Origin of the sequence: Archangium violaceum, assembly GCF_016859125.1 — a bacterium.
Lineage (GTDB): Bacteria > Myxococcota > Myxococcia > Myxococcales > Myxococcaceae > Archangium > Archangium violaceum_A.
In genome coordinates this window covers 10,021,205-10,037,724 of sequence record NZ_CP069338.1, presented here as the reverse complement: position 1 = coordinate 10,037,724, position 16,520 = coordinate 10,021,205, and the positions used below count along the sequence as shown (strand labels likewise).

Annotated in this window: 8 protein-coding genes; 4 read left to right on the top strand and 4 right to left on the bottom strand. The window is 67.1% G+C overall.

Features of this window, described 5'->3' with window-relative positions; genetic code table 11:
* Positions 1 to 7 precede the first annotated feature (7 nt).
* Complete coding sequence (locus tag JQX13_RS42410; RefSeq protein WP_203405101.1) at positions 8 to 1,075, top strand: WD40 repeat domain-containing protein; 1,068 nt, start codon at positions 8 to 10, stop codon at positions 1,073 to 1,075.
* Between the two features lie 43 nt (positions 1,076 to 1,118).
* Positions 1,119 to 2,474, top strand: coding sequence for a CobW family GTP-binding protein (locus JQX13_RS42405; protein ID WP_203405100.1), 1,356 nt, complete (start codon positions 1,119 to 1,121; stop codon positions 2,472 to 2,474).
* Positions 2,475 to 2,514: 40 nt separating this feature from the next.
* On the opposite strand, the gene JQX13_RS42400 is transcribed toward JQX13_RS42405, so the two are convergent.
* Entirely contained in the window at positions 2,515 to 4,197 is a 1,683-nt protein-coding gene (locus JQX13_RS42400) for an isovaleryl-CoA dehydrogenase (RefSeq protein WP_203405099.1), read from the bottom strand.
* Positions 4,198 to 4,220: 23 nt separating this feature from the next.
* Positions 4,221 to 7,028, bottom strand: a complete 2,808-nt coding sequence (gene ppdK / locus JQX13_RS42395; RefSeq protein WP_203405098.1) for a pyruvate, phosphate dikinase — start codon at positions 7,026 to 7,028, stop codon at positions 4,221 to 4,223.
* Positions 7,029 to 7,450: 422 nt separating this feature from the next.
* On the opposite strand from ppdK, the gene JQX13_RS54835 reads away from it, so the two are divergent.
* Both JQX13_RS54835 and JQX13_RS55715 read left to right on the top strand, forming a co-directional pair.
* Positions 7,451 to 9,037 (top strand): cellulose binding domain-containing protein, encoded by a 1,587-nt coding sequence (locus JQX13_RS54835; RefSeq protein ID WP_239014186.1) that lies wholly within the window; start codon positions 7,451 to 7,453, stop codon positions 9,035 to 9,037.
* Entirely contained in the window at positions 9,034 to 9,168 is a 135-nt protein-coding gene (locus tag JQX13_RS55715; RefSeq protein ID WP_275424914.1) for a hypothetical protein, read from the top strand. The genes JQX13_RS54835 and JQX13_RS55715 overlap by 4 nt, the downstream gene beginning before the upstream one ends.
* A gap of 99 nt (positions 9,169 to 9,267) precedes the next feature.
* Here the strand turns inward: JQX13_RS55715 and JQX13_RS42385 are convergent, their stop codons facing one another.
* Both JQX13_RS42385 and JQX13_RS42380 read right to left on the bottom strand, forming a co-directional pair.
* Positions 9,268 to 13,758 (bottom strand): discoidin domain-containing protein, encoded by a 4,491-nt coding sequence (locus JQX13_RS42385; RefSeq protein ID WP_203405097.1) that lies wholly within the window; start codon positions 13,756 to 13,758, stop codon positions 9,268 to 9,270.
* 154 nt (positions 13,759 to 13,912) lie between these two features.
* Positions 13,913 to 16,513, bottom strand: coding sequence for a carbohydrate binding domain-containing protein (locus JQX13_RS42380; protein ID WP_203405096.1), 2,601 nt, complete (start codon positions 16,511 to 16,513; stop codon positions 13,913 to 13,915).
* Positions 16,514 to 16,520: the final 7 nt, after the last annotated feature.

Below are 16,520 nucleotides of genomic sequence, written 5' to 3'. Positions count from 1 at the left end.
GGTGGCCATGGCATCCACGAGAGGCAAGCGCGAGGGGGCCCGCGGGCCCATGCGGCTCTTCGATATCGAGCTCCTGGAGGGAATCAGCGCGGTGGCCTTCTCGCCTGAGGGGCTCCGCATCGCGGCGGCCACCTTCGGCGGCCCGGTGGTCCTCGTCGACGCGAGGTCCGGCGCGCTGCTCCGGGAGCTGCCCGGACATGAGGGCGGAACGCTCGCGGTGAGCTTCTCACCGGACGGCGAGCAGCTCGCCACCGGAGGATGGGACGGCCGGGTTCGCGTCCACGACCCGGATTCGGGGCGGGAGCTCCACGCCTGGGACGCTGGCGGCGCCTGGGTGGAGCACGTCCAGTGGTCGCCGTCGGGAGGCCACCTCGCCGCGGCGGCGGGGCGCTCCGTCCGCATCTGGTCCCGCCGGGGCACCCTGAAGGGCGGCTACGAGCAGCATGCCAGCACCGTCACCTCCATCCAGTGGAGCGCGAGCGGCACGGGCATCATCTCCTCGTGCAACGGAGGACTCCACCGGCTCGAGGCGGGCCGCAAGCGGCCGCTGGAGACGCTCGACGCGGAGGGCGCGGTCCTCGCCGTCGCCATCAGTCCGAACCGCCGGTACATCGCCGCGGGCAAGCAGGACGCGAGCATCCGGCTCTGGGCCCTGCGTTCCTCCAGGGTCGACTCCTATGACATGCCGGGCTACCGGGCGAAGGTCCGCGCCCTGGCGTGGAACTCCGCCAGCAACCTCCTGGCCACCGGGGATGGCGAGCAGGTCGTCGTCTGGGAGTTGGGCGCCCGGGTTCGCGATCAGCAGCGCCCGCATCTCCTGAAGGCCCACTCGGAGCGGGTGACGGGGCTCGCCTTCCTCGAGGACGGCGCGGGCTCCGAGTTGTTGCTGTCCACCGGGCAGGACGGGCAGTTCTGTGGTTGGAACCCCACCCGGGGGCGGCGTCCGCTCTGGGCGCTCCGCGCGGACGTGGCCCTCGAAGGGCTGACGCTCTCGCCGGACAAATCCATCGCGGCGGCCATCGGAGCCGACGGACGTCTGCTGGCGTGGAGCTTCGCGTCTTCCGTGCGGCACTGACTCCACCTCCTGGCTGTACCCGCGATTTCAAGGAGACAAAGCCTTGGCGACTTCGGAGAAGAAGATTCCTGTCACGGTCCTGACCGGCTTTCTGGGCTCGGGCAAGACGACGCTCCTCAACCGCATCCTGACGGAGCAGCACGGCAAGCGCATCGCCGTCATCGAGAACGAGTTCGGGGAGATCGGCATCGACCAGGCGCTCGTCATCAACGCGGACGAGGAAGTCTTCGAGATGAACAACGGGTGCATCTGCTGCACGGTGCGGGGAGACCTCATCCGCATCCTCGGCAGCCTCATGCGCCGCAAGGACAAGTTCGACCATGTCCTCGTGGAGACCACGGGCATGGCGGACCCGAGCCCCGTGGCACAGACGTTCTTCGTCGATGACGAAATCGGCTCCCAGTTCCAGCTCGACGGCATCGTCACCCTGGTGGACGCGAAGCACGTCTCGCTGCACATCGACGACAGCGACGAGTGCAAGGAGCAGATCGCCTTCGGGGACGTCATCATCATCAACAAGACGGACCTGGTGACGCCTGAGGAGGTCGAGCGCGTGGAGCGCCGCATCCGGAGCATGAATGCCCTGGCCCGTATCCACCGGACGGTGAGGGGACGGATTCCCATCGAGAGCGTGCTCGACGTGGGCGGCTTCGACCTGGGGCGGGCGCTGCGGCAGAAGCCGGCCTTCCTCGAGCCCGAGTACCCCTTCGAGTGGGGTGGTGTCCATGCGCTCCAGCCGGGCCAGGCCAGTCTCGTCCTCGGGGAGGGTCCGGACGCGTCGATGGACGTCGCCCTCGTGCCGGTGGACTCCGACGATGAGGCGGGGCTGAAGGCGGGCGCGGAGAAGGCCGTGCGCTTCTGGTCTCGCTCTCCCTCGCGTCGCGTCTCCGGAGGTGCGCTCGCCGCGGGAAACAGCCACTTCCAGCTCGACTTCTCGAAGGACCGGGGCCGTAAGGTGTACCCCCTGACGGTTCCTCGCGAGGGGCTCTATGCCCTCTTCACGGAGCATGGCCCGGAGGAGTACGCGCTACGGGTGGAGGATGCCGCGGGAGGCGTCCTGAAGTGCCGGGTGGAGCAGGCCTTCGGTGCCGGCCACTCGCACGACGAGACGGTGACGTCCGTGGGCATCCACCTGGAGGGGGAGGTCGACCCGCACCGGCTGAATGCCTGGCTGGCCAAGGTGCTGCAAGAGCAGGGGGCGGACATCTTCCGGATGAAGGGCATCCTCGCCATCGCGGGCCAGAAGAACCGCTATGTCTTCCAGGGGGTGCACATGCTCTTCGACGGGCAGCCCGACAAGCCCTGGGGGAAGACGCCCCGGGCGAACGATCTCGTCTTCATCGGCCGCAATCTGGATCGGGAGGCGCTCACGGAGGGGTTCCGCAAGTGCCTCGAGTGACCTGTTGCGGACCCGGTAAGGACGGGGGCCTGGCCAGCGCCTACCGCGGGGTCTCGGCTCCTTCCGCGAAGGCGCGCTGGATGAGCGCATGCATCGGTGCGTGGGCTGGAAGCGTGCCGAACGTCTGTCCGTGTGCACCGGCCAGACGCGACTCGCAGAAGGTGTCCGAGACCTGGGAGTTGCCGGCGCGGATGAGGATGGAGGCCTGCAGCGCCAACGCGAGGCGCTCGACGATGAACCGCGCACGCGACTCGAGCGTGCTCAGGTCATCGAATTCCTTCGCCAGTCGCGCGGCTTCGGCGTCGAGCGCCGGATGCCCACCCCGGGCGGCGAGGATCTCCTCGAACAGGGCGTCACGGCTGGCCGGCTCGCGCGTGGCCGCGCGCAGCATGTCCAGACACTGGATGTTGCCGCTGCCTTCCCAGATGGAGTTCAGCGGGGCCTGCCGGTACAGCCGCGCGAGGTTCGACTCCTCGACGTAGCCGACACCGCCGAGGCACTCCTGCGCCTCGTTGATGAAGGCGGGAGCACGCTTGCACACCCAATACTTGCCGATGGCCGTCGCGATCCGGCCAAAGGCCGCTTCCCGGGCGTCCCGGTGGCTCGCGTCGACGGCCCGAGCCACGCGCGCGGTGAGCGCGGTATGTGCTTCCGATTCGAGCGCCAGATCGGCGAGCACATTGAGCATCAGCGGTTGATCGATCAGCCGCTTGCCGAAGGCCTTGCGGTAGCGTGCATGGTGGATCGCCTGCACGAGCGCCTGGCGCATCTGGCCGCTCGAACCAATCATGCAGTCCTGGCGCGTCAGGGCCACCATCTCGAGAATGGTGGCGACGCCGCGGCCTTCCTCGCCCACCATCCAGGCGGTGGCACCCTGGAACTCGACCTCGGAGCTGGCGTTGCTCCAGTCACCGAGCTTGTCCTTGAGGCGCTGGATGCGGATGGCATTGCGATCGCCGTCCGGCGTGAAGCGCGGCAGGAGGAAGCACGACAGCCCACCCTCGGCCTGCGCGAGCACGAGGAACGCGTCGCTCATGGGGGCCGAGAAGAACCACTTGTGGCCGACGAGCGCATAGGGCTGCCCGGGCCCCCGGCCGCCGAGCTGATGCGCACGCGTGGTGTTCGTCCGGACATCCGAGCCGCCCTGCTTCTCGGTCATGCCCATGCCGAGGGTGGCGCCCCGCTTCTGCGCCGCGGGGATGAACCGCGAGTCATAGGTGGCGGAGCTGATGCGTGGCATCCATTCCCGGGCGATCTCGGGCTGGCGGCGCAGCGCGGGCACGCTGGCGTATGTCATCGTCAGGGGGCAGCTCGTTCCCTGGTCGGCCTGGTTGTGCAGGTAGAACAGCGCCATGCGGGCCACGTGTGCACCGGGTCTGTCCTCGTGGCGCCAGGCGAAGTTCGGCACCCCATGGGCGATGGCCAGCTCCATGAGGCGGTGGTAGGCGGGGTGGAACTCCACCTCGTCCAGGCGGTTGCCGTACCGGTCGAACGGTCTGAACTTCGGCTTGTTCTCGTTGGCGGTGAAGCCGAGCTGCATCAGCTCACCGCCCACGAGGGGGCCGTACTTCGCGAGCTCGGCTTCCGCCCAGGCGCCCCCTTCCCGGGCGATGGCTTCACGCAACACCGTGTCGGTGGCCCAGGCGTCATAGGTGAGCGGCGGGGCCTGGTTGGTGACCTGGTGCGTGATGAATCCTTCGGCGACGGAGCGGTGTTCGTTCATGGGCGCGGAGCATAGCTCGGCGCCTACGGCGTGGGGGCAATCGCCGCATGGGCCGCGGCCAGGCGCGCGATGGGCACGCGGTAGGGCGAGCAGGACACATAATCGAGCCCGATGCGGTGGCAGAAGGCGATCGTCTTCGGGTCACCGCCGTGCTCGCCGCAGATGCCGATGTCCAGCCCGGGCCGCGTCTTCCGGCCGAGCTTCACCGCCATCTCCATGAGCGCTCCCACACCCCGCTGGTCGATGGTGGCGAAGGGGTTCTCCGGGAGGATGCGCTTGAGCAGGTACTCGCCGAGGAAGCCCGTCTCCGCGTCGTCGCGCGAGATGCCATAGGTCGTCTGGGTGAGGTCGTTCGTCCCGAAGGAGAAGAACTCCGCGTCCTGGGCGATCTGATCCGCGGTGAGGGCCGCCCGGGGAATCTCGATCATCGTCCCGAACTGGTAGGCCACCTTCCGGCCCTGCTCCTTCATCACCGCCCGGGCCTCGGCCTCGAGCGTCTCCTTCTCCACGCGCAGCTCGTTGCTGTGCGCGATGAGCGGAATCATCACCTTGGGGAAGACCCGCACGCCCTCGCGGGCGCATTGGCAGGCCGCCTCGAAGAGGGCCCGTACCTGCATGCGCACGAGCGCCGGCAGGTGGATTCCCAGCCGCACTCCGCGCAGGCCCAGCATGGGGTTGGTCTCGCGCATCGAATGCACCGCCTCCAGCATGTGCCGCTTGCTCGCGAGCGTCGCCTCCATGCCGGCGGCCTCGGACCTGTCCTTCATCAGCTCCAGCCGGGTCTCCAGCTCGGTGACGTCGTGCAGCAGTTCGTCATGGCTGGGGAGGAACTCGTGCAGGGGAGGGTCGATGAGGCGGATGGTGACGGGCTGGCCATCCATCGTCCGGAACAGCCCGAGGAAGTCCTCGCGCTGGAAGGGCAGCAGCCGCGCGAGCGCCTCGTCCCGCTCCTCATCGGTGCGCGCGAGGATCATCCGTTGCACGTGCGGCAGGCGGTCCGTTTCGAAGAACATGTGCTCGGTGCGGCACAGCCCGATGCCTTCCGCGCCGAGCTCCCGGGCCCGCTGCGCGTCCCGCGGGTAGTCCGCGTTCGCGTACACGCCCAGCTCGCGGAAGCCATCGGCCCACTCCAGCAGCTTCAGGATGTGCGGATCCTCCAGGTCCGGAATGACGGTCTCGAGCGGGCCCGCGAAGACCTCGCCGGTGGTGCCATCGATGGAGACGGTGTCTCCCTCTCGCAGCACGCGCCCCGCCACGGAGAGCTGCCGCTTCTCGCAGTCCACCTCCATCTCCGACACGCCCACCACGGCCGGCTTGCCGAACTGCCGCGCCACCAGCGCCGCGTGGCTGGTGCGCCCGCCCCGGCTGGTGAGGATGCCCCGGGCCGCCAGCATGCCGTGCACGTCGCCCGGCTTCGTCTCGGGCCGCACCATGATGACGGCCTTCTTGTCCTCCTTGCTCCAGCGCTCGGCGGTGTCCGCGTCGAAGGCCACCACGCCACTGGCCGCGCCCGGCGACACATTCAGCCCCTTGGCGAGCAGGTCCCCCCGCTCCCGGGCCGCCTGCTTGTCGGCCGGAGCGAATTGAGGGTGCAGGAAGAAGTCGATCTGCTCCGGCTTCACCCGGAGGACGGCCTCCTTGCGGTTGATGAGCTTCTCCCCGGCCAGCTCCACCGCGATGCGCACCGCGGCCTGGGCCGTGCGCTTGGCGTCGCGCGTCTGCAGCATCCAGAGCTTGCCCTGCTCGATGGTGAACTCGACGTCCTGCACGTCCCGGAAGTGCCGCTCCAGCTTCTGGCAGTACCGCTCGAGCCGGGCGTACAGCTTCGGGTGCAGCTCCTTCAGCGCGGAGATGCGCAGCGAGGGGCGCGTCCCCGACACCACGTCCTCGCCCTGGGCGTTGGACAGGTAGTCGCCTTCCATCTCCCGCTCGCCGGTGGACACGTTGCGCGTGGTCACCACGCCCGTGCCCGAGTCCTCGCCCCGGTTGCCGAACACCATGGTGACGATGTTCACCGCCGTGCCCAGGTCATGCGCGATGCCGGCGGCGTTGCGGTAGTCCACCGCGCGCTTGCCATTCCAGCTGCGGAAGACGGCCTCGGTGGCGAACCGGAGCTGCTCCACGGGCTCCTGCGGGAAGTCACGGCCGGTCCTCTCGCGGACGATGGCCTTGAAGGCCTCGGTGATGGCCTTCAGGTCCTCGGGGGGCAGGGCCGCGTCGTTCTCCAGGCCCCGCTGGCGCCGGTGCTTCTCGAGCACCTGCTCGAAGGGCTCGTCTGGCACGCCGAGCACCACGGTGCCGAACATCTGCACCAGCCGGCGGTAGGCGTCGTAGGCGAAGCGTGCATCCCCCGTCCGGGCCGCGAGTCGCTCGGCGACGGCGTCGTTCATCCCGATGTTGAGGATGGTGTCCATCATCCCGGGCATGGAGAACCGCGCGCCGGAGCGGCAGGACACGAGCAGCGGATTCTCCGGGTTCCCGAGCGAGCGGCCAGCCTGTTTCTCCAGCTTGCGCAGGGCGGCGAGCTCCTGCTCCCAGAGGCCCTCGGGGAACCGGCTGCCCGCGGCGAGGAAGGCGTTGCAGGCCCGGGTGGTGACGATGAAGCCCGGTGGCACCGGAAGTCCGATGCGGGTCATCTCGGCGAGGTTGGCGCCCTTGCCTCCGAGGAGGTCCTTCATGTCCCCCCGGCCTTCGTCGAAGAGGTAGATCCACTTCTCCCGGGAGGCCGGGCGGGCACGCGAGCCCTTGGGCGCGCGGGTGAGCCGGGGACTGCTGGCACGAGCGCGGGAGCCGGTGTGGTGGAGCGGAGTCTTCCGGGCACGGGTAGGCATGGTGCAGCTCCGTGAAAAGGCGTGGAGACCACGCGAGGGAGCCACAGCATTCGTCGTGCCAGAGGGCTTCCGAGGGAGCGGTACCGCCCGGCGCGCGATTTTCGCGGCCCCGTCCCTGGAAGGTGGGGGGAGGGGGCTCGGCCGCGCAAGATGCTCCGGTTGGTCGGTGTGGGCGCGGACTGGGGAGTGGAGGAATCCGACAGGCCGAGCGCTCATCGACCCGCTGAGCGCTTGGATGGCGCGGAATTTCCGCGGAGCTCGAACGGAATCGTCTCTTCTCATTTTTCGAGCGGACCGTTCTCGCATTCCAATCGGTCGATGCATGCTGATGATCGATTGCGGGAAATAACTACTTGCAATCAAATATCGAAGACAGGATAAACAAAGAATCCAGTAAACCGTGTTTTCGAAAGGGACGATCCATGAGTTTGAGCTGGAAGCGCCTGGGAGTCGTCGAGCGAAGTGAGCAAACATGGCAAGGCAAGCTCGGTCTGCGCCGCGCATGTGCGACCCTGCTCTCCGCGGCGTTCGTGGTGTTCCCTCTGGGAGAGAGCTTCGCCGGGACGAATGACTTCACCGTGCAGTATCAGAATATAAATAGTGACGGCCCCAATGACGACATCGTCGAGGCCGAAATCAAGTTTCGCAATAACACCTCGGCCTCGATTCCGCTGAGCAGCATCGTCGTGCGCTACTGGTTCACGAAGAACAATGCTCCGAGCGCGACGGTCGCATGCTGGTATTGGAATGGCTCTGCTGCCTGCCCCAATCTGACGGTGACGTCCGGGACCGTGTCCTACACGGGTGCTGATCGGTACGCGGAGATTCGCTTCACCAGCGGCGCGGGGAGTCTGGCCCCTGGCGCGTGGATCAGCCCCATTGATCTCGGGGTGATGTTCGGCGCCAACACCAACGAGACCGACGATTACTCGTACGGCAGCCACAGTACCTTCATCGATTGGAGCCGGATCACCGTGCACGATGCGGGTTCCTCGCCCACCGGTGGGCTGCGGGGTGGAACACCTCCCTCGGTGGGAGGCAGTGACGGCGGAGTGGGTGACGGCGGAGTGGGTGACGGCGGAGTGGGTGACGGCGGAGTGGGTGACGGCGGAGTGGGCGACGGCGGAGTGGGCGACGGCGGAGTGGGCGACGGCGGAGTGGGCGACGGCGGAACGATCACGACCGAGTTCTTCGACGACTTCAGCTACACGGGGACCAGTGACTCCAATTTCAGGAGTTGGTGGAGCGTACGAAACGACTCCAACTGGTCGGGCCCTGGGCCTCAGCCGAACTATGGCGCTCCGTGGAGCTCGGCCAACGTGTCCTTCATCGCCGACCCCTCGGCGTCCGGCAACAAGCTGATGCGGCTCCAGGCGAGCACGCGCGGCACCAATGGGAGCACGTTGCAGGCGGAGGTCTCCTCCAATGCGAGGAAGTTCAAGTTCGGCACCTATGCCGCCCGGGTGAAGTTCAACAACACCCCGCTGTCGGGGACCCGCTACCTGGCGGACAAGCCCGTCGAGACCTTCTTCACCATCACCGAGTACGTCCAGAATGATCCGAACTACTCGGAGCAGGACTTCGAGTACATGCCCAACGGCGGCTGGGGAGAGGGCGACCGCAGCACGATCTGGATGACCTCCTGGGAGGACACGAGAGCCAACATCCAGGAGTCAGACAAGGTCTCGAACCATCTCAACGGGGACTATGCCTCGCAGTGGCAGACGCTCGTTCTCCAGGTCTCTCCATCGTCCATCCGCTATTACGTCAATGGCGTGCTGCTGACGATGCACAGCGACCTCAAGTACCTCCCCGAGACGGACCAGTTCATCTATTTCAACATCTGGTTCGATGAGCTGGACAGGTCCAAGACCACCGCGCGGACGTATCACCAGGATGTGGACTGGGTCTACTTCGCCGAGGATGCCATCCTGTCGTCTTCCGAGGTCACCGCGAGGGTTTCCGGCTTCCGGACGTCCTCGACGACCCGCAGGGACACGGTGAAGTGATAGGGACCGTCTTCATCCTTGACGCCCGTCCCGACGATGCCGCCTCCCTGTGGGCGTTGCAGCAGGCCGCAGAAGAGAAGCCCAAGGTGAGCCGCCTGGGCATCGACAACAAGGTGACGCAGGCGCGCTGACCACGCTGGTTCAACACCCGGTCATCGACCAACGTTGGGGGCGGCCCCTCGCGAGGCCGCCCCTGTCTTCACCCTGCTCGGGAAGCGCTACCCGTCAGGCTACTTCGTGAACGAGATGGGGCCGTTGGACTGCGTGCTGTTGTTGGCACCGTCCACGGCGCGCACGCGCCAGGTGTGGCTTCCGGCCGCCAGCCCGGTCAGCGACGTCTGATGAGTGGCCAGGCCATACACCTCGAACTCCCACAGTGAGTAGCCAAACTGCGTGAAACGCTTCACGCCACGCATCCGCACGAACCGACCCACCCCACTCAGGTTGGAGAGGTCATCGATGCCGCCGTTGCCAGCGGTCTCCGTGTAGAGCGGCTTCCAGGTGGTGCCATCGAGCGAGGCCTCCACCACGTACTGGGAGCCGTACGCGGTCTCCCAGTTGAGCACCACGCGCTTGAGCGAATAGACGGCGCCGAGATCGATGGTGATCGACTCGGTGTCCGGGTTGGCGGTGTCCGCGCGGCTGGACCAGCGCGTGGCGGTGTTGCCATCCACCGCGTCGTTGGCGCTGCCGAACTCGTTGGAGGTTGCGGTGACATTACGGCCGCGCGCCAGGTTGACGGTCGGGGCCGTGTAGGCGCCGGCGGTGATCGCGGGAGTGCGGTCCGTGCCGTCCACGGTGAGGATGTACTGGGCGACGCCCGCGCCCACGTCGCTCGTGCGCTCCCAGATGAACTGCGTCGAGCTCCCGGGAACCGACGAGCCCGCCGCCGGAATGAGCGCGGAGAAGGCCGCGGGCGGCGTGGTGTCATTGAGGGTGAACGTGAACGTGGCCGAGGTCGTGGTCACGTTGGCCCAGTTGGTGGCCTTCACGTACCAGGTGTGCTGGCCGTTGGAGAGCTTCAATCCCTCGAGCGCGGCGGAGGTGGTCTTCGTCCTGCCCCCCAGCACGGCCTGACCGTCGATGAAGATCTCGTAGTACTGGATGCCCGTCTGCGGATCACTGCTCGCCGTCCACGAGAATGGAGGCCTCGTGCCGGTGATGGTGGTTCCATTCGCGGGCGTCTGCAGGGTGAACGTCGTGGGCGGCGTGGAGTCGGTCAGACCGAAGCCCTGGATGCCATCGCCGTAGCGGTAGAACGGGTTGCCATAGATGGGCTGCACGGGCAGACCCTTGGCGATCCGGTCGCGGATGGCGGTGCGCTCGGCCTCGGTGGCCCCGAGGTCGAACGGCAGATCCCAGCGCTCCTTCTGATCCGTCTCCACGTCGGTGCCGATCTGATCCAGCGAGCGGGGCAGATCCCACGGCAGCTTGCCCCGGGGCAGCACGTCGCCGAACAGCACGTCCGCCAGTGCCACACCACCCAGGTCACCGGGCCGGTAGACGACCACCAGCGCGTTGCTCTGCGGCGCCACGTTGGTGAGGATGTAGGGCCGCGGCAGGACGACCACCGTGGTCGTCGGGATGTTCTTCGACTTGAAGCTGGTGATGATGCCGTAGTGATCGCGGGGCTCGTCCGGCCTGGAGAATGCGGTGTGCGGAGGACCCGCCGGGTCACCCGGGATGTAGGGCTTCTCCTTGTCCCAGGCGGTGCCGTGCGTGAAGTAGCTCTCGCCCACCACCACGATGGCCGCGCCAGGCGTGACACCCGCGGGCGCCGCGTCCTTGTACACGGTGATGCCCGCCGCCTCGGCGCGCTGCTTGATGGCCTGGTAGATGGTCAGGGCTCCGAACTCCGTGTTGTGGAAGTCCGAGCGCCACGTGACCATGCAGGATGGGTCATCGGCGCGCGGGCCGGCGACGACGATCGAGGAGCCCGCGCCCATGCGCAGCGGCAGGGCGCCGTCGTTCTTGAGCAGGGTCATCGACTCCTGGGCGGCCAGGCGGGCCGCGTTCTTGTTGTTGGCCGTGTGCCACTCGGCGGTTCCCGCGAGACCCTTGCGATAGGGGTCCTCGAACAAGCCGAGCCGGAACTTCAGCTCGAGGACGCGGCGGGCGGACTCGTTGACGCGGGCATCGGTGACCCGGCTCTCGAAGTCACCCATCTGTCCGGGGTCGGCGCCGCCCATCACGTCGGAGCCGGCCATGAGCGAGCGGACCCAGGGGTCGCCCGCGGGCAGCCAGTCCGTGCAGATGACGCCCGTGTAGCCCATGTTCTGGCGCAGGTAGTTGATGATGCCCGGGCTGTCTCCCGCGCCCCACTGGCCCGGGGCCAGCAGCTTGCTGCCGGCGTAGCCGGGCATGATGCCGCTGGTGCCCGCCTCGAGCGCGGCGTGCCACGGACGCATGTGGTAGTGGATGGTGGTGCCGTCGTAGGTGATGCCGCCCTCGCCACCGGCGCCCTGGCTCGGCCAGTGCTTGGTGGTGACCCAGACGGAGTGGGGATTCACCTCGGGGCCGCCCTGCAGACCGGCGATGAGCGCACGCGTGAAGCCCGCCGCCACGTCCGCGTCCTCGCCACTGCCTTCCTGGATGCGCGGGTAGAGGATCTTCGTGCCCACCTCGGCCAGGGGGGATAGGGTGCCGCGGCTTCCCACGGCCAGCTGCTCGCGCCGCTGGATGTCTCCCATCTCATAGGCGAGCTGCGGATCGCGCGTGGCGACCAGTCCTGGCTGGGTGGGCCAGCTCGTCTTGAAGCCGTGGATGGAGTCACCCGCGTCGATGTAGGGGATGCCCAGGGGCGTGGCCGCGGAGGCCTTCTGGAAGGCAACGATGTCCTCCGGCGCCAGCGGACCCATGGTGAAGCCCGCTTCAGGGTATTCCTTGGCGTTGAAGAACAGCTGCATCACCTTCTGGTGCCGCGTCATCCGGCTCATCAAATCGTTGACGCGTGTGGCGATCGGGTGGTGCCAGTCCTCATACGGCTCGATGGTGCCGTTCTTGTTCAGGTCGCGCATGCCATTGATGAGCGGCACGCCATCCGCGACGGTTTCGACGACCGGGAGGTAGACGCTGAAAGTGCGCAGGTCCGAGCGGCTGGTGGCTCCGCTCGCGAGCGTGGCGACGACGTACCACTTGTACGTCCAGCGATCGACCAGGTCCTGGTCGATGGTGAGCGAGGTGCCGGTGGTGGAGCCCACCTCGGTGAAGCGGTTGATCAGGTCCCCGGGCGCCATCCAGTCGTAGTCATTCCGGGTGATGTTGACGAAGAGCTTGTAGTGGGTGGCGCCGGTGACGGCGGCCCACTGGAACGTGGGGCGGCGGGTGTTGGTGATCATCGCGCCATTGGCGGGCGCGGTCACCGCGAACGAGCCAGTCGTCGCCGGAGGAGGCACCTTCACGTACGGGTCGGGGATGATGGGGCCGGTGGGTTCGCCGGGGTTGGTGGTTCCCGTGCTGTAGATCTCCACCTGCCACACAGCGTCCTGCACTGCGAGCGCGGTGACGGACTGCGCGCGCTGGGTGGTGCCCGTGTAGTCCGTGACCACCAGGCGGATGTCGGTGTTGGGCTGGGTGGGGGAGAACTGGTTCTTGGACATCGTCACCGTGGTGTTCGGCGGGAACGTCACCGAGTAGGTGACCACCTTCGCCGGGTTGCGCACGGAGGGCGTTGCGAGGCCTTCTTCTGGAACGGGCGACACGGCCAGCGGCGTGGGCGAGATGCTCACCTTCGCATAGGCCAGGTCGGGGAAGACGAGCTTGACGGTCTGGTTGGTCGTCTGGGTAGGAATCTGCGGGGTGCCACCGGGCTTGTAGACCTCGAAGGACCAGAGCGAGTAGCCATAGCCCGTGCCGCGCTCGGTGCCGTGCATGCGCACGTAGCGGTACGTGCCCGACACGGGGATCTCCCGGATACCCACCGTGCCATCGCTGATGGTGGCCAGGGTCGTCCAGGAGGCGTCATCGTTGGAGCCATCAATGGTGTACTTCTTGGCGTAGGCGCCTTCCCAGTTGAGCACCACCTTGCCCAACTGCTGGGGCGAACCCAGGTCGACACGGATCGACTGCGGGTCTATCGCGGCGGCGGAGGACCAGCGCGTGTTGGCGTTGCCGTCGAAGGCGAAGGAAGGCCCGAGGTTGACGTCGTTGTTCTCAACGCTCGTGGCCGTGGCGGAACGGCCCCGGGCGAGGTCCGTACTCGGCGATGTGCCGCCCGAGCCATACACCTCGAACTCCCACAGCGAGTAGCCGTAGCCGATGGCCCGGTGCTGTCCTCTCATGCGGATATAGCGGCCCGTGCCGGACACCGTCCAATCGTCGATGCCCCCGTCGCCGTTGGTGACGGTTTTCAGCGGCGACCAGTTCGTCTCGTCATTGGAAGACTCGAGCGTATAGTCTTTGCCGTAGGCCGTCTCCCAGTTGAGGACCACACGGCCAATGGACACTGTCGACCCGAGATCGATGGAGATCCATTCATTGTCGGAGAAGCCACTGCTCCAGCGGGTTCCCGGATCTCCGTCGACCGCCGAGGGACCCGAGAACACCCCGTCCGTCGACGACACCTTGACGGGCTTGCCTCGGGCGAGATTGGTATTGGTTTGAGCGTGCGCGGCAACGGGCCAGGCGGCCGTCATGCCCACGAGCGCGAGGCTCGCGCAGGCAGACGCCCACCGTGTCCAGGCGCTGCGCGCGCCGTGGAAGAGAGAAGCGAGAGGATTCATGGGGGAGGGGGAGGCAGCGATTGATGAATGTCAGACAACGACAGCCAGACAACGCCATTCATACGGCAACAGCTGACAACGACAACCTGAACGAATGAGGGACCCCTTCCGGCGAAAATCACCGGAAGGGGTCTCGTGTGCTGCTTTGGGTCTGCTACTTCAGATCGAGGTAGTCGACCGAGAAGATCCAGCCGTTCGGGTGCGTCAGACCCGCCAGGCAGAGCGTGCCCGTGCCGCTCGCGGAGACGGCGGTGGTGAGGTTCGTCAGGCTCGGGCTGCTCCAACCCCCGCTCGCCGTGCTCATCGTGAACGTGCCGAGCACCGTGCCATTGAACTTCAGCTGCGCCTGGCCACCGGTGTACGGGGCGCCCACGTGAGCCGTCGCGGAGGTGATGCCAGACATGTTCACGTTGCTCCAGCAGATGGTGTCATTGCCCTCGAAGGCGACGACCTTGCCACCGCTGTCACCACCGGCCTCGGCGAAGCATCCCGTCAGCGTGGCGCTCTCCGCCTCCAGACGCACGGGCGTGGGGCCCGTGCCGACGCACTGGCCCGAGCTGTTGCACGTCGTCCCGGTGCCGCAGGTGCCGCAGGTGCCGCCGCAGCCGTTGCTGCCGCACACCTTGCCCGAGCACGAGGGCGTGCAGGTGCTGGTGCACTGGCCCGAGCTGTTGCACGTCTGCCCAGTGGCGCAGGTGCCGCAGGTGCCGCCGCAACCGTCGCTGCCGCACACCTTGCCGGAGCACGAGGGCGTGCAGGTGCCGCCGGACGCCACACACTGGCCCCAGCTGCCGCAGGTCGTTCCGGTGCGGCACGTGCCGCAGGTGCCACCGCAGCCGTCGCTCCCACACAGCTTGCCCGTGCAGTCCGGCTGGCAGGCGTTGGTCGTGGTGCCGAGGTACATGTCGTCCAGGTAGAGCTGCGCGCCGGTGTAGGCGGAGCCACCCAGGGAGATCTCGAACTTGTAGGTGTCCGTAGCGGACGCGGTGAAGTTCGGCCCGGTGCACGTGGTCCACGAGGTGCCCACGTTACAGTTGAAGGAGGCGATGGCCGTCCACGGATCGTGCGCCTGGACGATCTTGATGGGCACCGTGCGCGCCGCGTTCGACTTCAGGTCCACCTTCCACTTGTACGAGGTACCGGCCTGCAGCTGGAAGCCCTCCTGCCGCACCTGCACGCTGTGGGTCGCCCAGCCGCCGTTGTCCACGCGCACCCACTGCACGTAGCCGCGCGTGCCGCCCTCGTTGATGACCTCGGTGAGGCCCGCGCCACCGTCGAAGAACAGGTCGCTGCGGTGGTAGGTGAAGTCCTCGTTGAAGCCGCAGTTGCGGATGAGGTTGTCGGGCACGCCGTTGCCGTCGATGTCCTGGCACGAGGCCCGGGGCGCCTGCGGATAGCCCGAGTTGCGGTGGTACCAGCGGATGTAGTCCACCTCGAGCTTGGCCTTGTCACCATGGGCCGCCCAGTCGATGTTGATGCACGAGGCCGCCGTCTCCTGGCACTTGCCATTCGTGCACGCCGCTCCGTTGGCGCACTGCGCGCTCGAGGTGCAGGCGCGGTCCTTCCAACCCAGGCAGCCCAGCTCGCCACCCACGGCGTTGTTGAGGATGAGGTACATCGGCTGACGGAACTCGGTCGCGCCGTCACCAATGGTGAAGGTGCCCACGGGCTGGCCGCCGTTCTGCGGCAGGTTGTCGATGTAGATCTTGAACCCGTTCTCGTCCCACAGGAAGCCCCAGGTGTGCCACTGGTGGTAGTCGATCGTCTTGCCGTTCCAGGTGGCCCGCGCGCCGCCCACGTCGCCGTCGCACTTCGCGTCACCATTGTTGGGCCAGGAGCTGCACGCGTTGGGCTCCCATCCACCGGAGTTGGCCGCCAGCTCGCCCGCCTCGGGGTACTCGCGCCACAGCACGTTGTAGCCCATGGCCTCGTTGGACGGGTAGAGGGCCTTGTTCTCCTTGATCTGCGTGTACTCCATGATGTCGATTTCGCCATTCATGGGCCAGCCCGCGCTGTCGTCACGGCCACCGTTGGTGATGGCTCCGTTGGCGCCGAGCATCCAGATGGCGGGCCACATGCCATTGGGCGGCGTGGCGCCGGCGGGCAGATCCGCGAAGGGCATGCGCGCGCGGAACTCGATGTAGCCGTAGCGGTACTCGACCTTCTCGTCGCTCTTGATGCGGCCCGAGGTGTACTTCGTCCCGTTGGTCGGTGCGTTGGCCGTGCCATTGAACGGGGCGCACTCGTCGTGATCGTAGACACCGTTCTTGTTCTGGTCGTAGACGCAGTAGCCGGTGGCCGCGCACGTGCCGTTGGTGCCGCATTGGCTGGTGCTGGTACATTGCTGCCAGACCACGCAGTCCAACGGCTCCTGCCTCGCCAGCAGCGTCAGCTTGCCGTTCTCGACGCAGTAGTTCCAACTGTTGGGATTGTTGGGACACTCCCGGTTCGTATAGGCCTGCTGCTCGAAGTTGACGCCCAGGTTCTCCTTGGTCCAGTACTGGGTGTTGAGATAGGACTTGGGCTGGCCCTTGTTCAGGTCGCCTCCAAAGTCATCCTCCCAGGTCAGGCCGAAAGTCTGTCCACCAATGGTGAGCGTCTTGGATCCGTTGGACTCCAGTGTCGCCTCATACCCGGACTCCGCGGCGTCCTCGCTGGTGGCCACCGCGCAGCCCACTCCCGCGACGACTCCCACCGCCCAGAAACCTCCCGCCAGCGCGAACTGCTTCCAGGACGAGCTCCTGCTCCGTTTCATTCTTTGA